General features: G+C 66.5%; 1 protein-coding gene, 1 tRNA gene and 1 rRNA gene. 1 reads left to right on the top strand and 2 read right to left on the bottom strand.

Annotated features, from left to right (window positions below; genetic code table 11):
- Window positions 1-81: 81 nt before the first annotated feature.
- Window positions 82-154, bottom strand: a tRNA-Thr gene (locus tag ACWGIG_RS38940).
- 104 nt (window positions 155-258) lie between these two features.
- On the opposite strand from ACWGIG_RS38940, the gene ACWGIG_RS38935 reads away from it, so the two are divergent.
- Complete coding sequence (locus ACWGIG_RS38935; RefSeq protein WP_453326447.1) at window positions 259-1197, top strand: extracellular catalytic domain type 1 short-chain-length polyhydroxyalkanoate depolymerase; 939 nt, start codon at window positions 259-261, stop codon at window positions 1195-1197.
- Between the two features lie 57 nt (window positions 1198-1254).
- Here the strand turns inward: ACWGIG_RS38935 and rrf are convergent.
- Window positions 1255-1333 (bottom strand): 5S ribosomal RNA (rrf, locus tag ACWGIG_RS38930); the annotation flags it as partial.

The raw sequence follows: 1333 nt of genomic DNA, 5'->3' as shown, positions 1-1333 counted from the left end.
CCCGGTGGCTGCGGGTTCACCCGCCCCCACCGGCACACACGAAAGGCCCCCGCCAACCGGCGGGGGCCTTTCCGTTTCCTGAGCCCCAATGCGGAATCGAACCGCAGACCTTCTCCTTACCATGGAGACGCTCTACCGACTGAGCTATTGGGGCCTCGTTGCTCTGCAGCAACGAGATAGATCATACCCATAAAACCGCGGAACTCCGAACCGCCCATTCCTCTGGACCGTCCGCACCGCCACTGCCACCATGCGCCCATGCGGACAAGCCCCGGAAAGGCCCTGCACCTGTCCCTCTGGCCGGCCGCACTGGCCGTGCTGGTGGCCGCCACCGGCTGCGGTACGGACGACAAGAGGCCGCCTCCAGACAAGCAGCCGTCGGCGTCGGCACCGGCACCACAGCCCGAAGTCCCGCGCGCGGGCGACCAACGGGTCACCATGACCTGGAAGGGCAAACAGCGCGACTACCGGGTGCACGCGCCTCCCGGCTACTCCCCTGCGAAGCGGCTGCCCCTCGTGGTGGCCATGCACATGTTCCCGGGCGACGGCGGCAAGATCGCCGCCCTGAGCGGCCTCAGCAAGAAGGCCGACACCAAGAACTTCCTCGTCGCCTACCCGGACGGGCTCAACAGCGGCTACAACGCGCTGACCTGCTGCGGTACCGAGGACGACGTCGGCTTCATCCGAGCCATGGTCAAACGCCTCACCACCACCTGGAACGCCGATCCCGACCGCGTCTACGCCACGGGCATCTCCAACGGCGCCGACATGTCCTTCAAGCTCGCCGTCGAGGCCCACGACGTCTTCGCCGCGGTGGCCCCGGTCAGCGGTGCCTTCTCTGGTGACGGCCCTTCCGACCACGCCTACGTCCCCAAGTCCCCGGTCTCGGTCATGACGTTCGTCGGCGGCCAGGACCGGGTCGTGCAGTTGGCAGAGGCGGGCATCAAGTCCTGGCAGGAACGCCTGAGTTGCAAGCCGGCCCCGCCGCTGAAACTCAAGAACGCGATCACGAGGACCGCTGCGAAGTGTCAGAACAAGTCGGAGGTCATCACCTACAGCATCCCGGAGATGGGCCATGCCTGGCCGGGCGCCTCAGGGGTCGCCATGGCCGACGAGGAAGCCGGCGTCAACGCCACCGACCTCATGTGGGACTTCTTCGCCGCCCACCCCAAGCAACGCGATGAAAACGGCCCGTAAACGCAGAAAAGCCCCGCACCAGTTCCCTGGTGCGGGGCTTCCCCGTTATCAATGATTGTTCGGCGGCGTCCTACTCTCCCACAGGGTCCCCCCTGCAGTACCATCGGCGCTGTAAGGCTTAGCTTCCGGGTTCGGA

This window comes from Streptomyces sp. NPDC054863 (genome assembly GCF_053610825.1).
This window is presented reverse-complemented; position numbering and strand designations above follow the sequence as displayed.

Coding starts and splice junctions, on each gene's coding strand:
- ACWGIG_RS38935 (WP_453326447.1), top strand. CDS start 259: ATGCGGACAAGCCCCGGAAAGGCCCTGCACCTGTCCCTCTGGCCGGCC.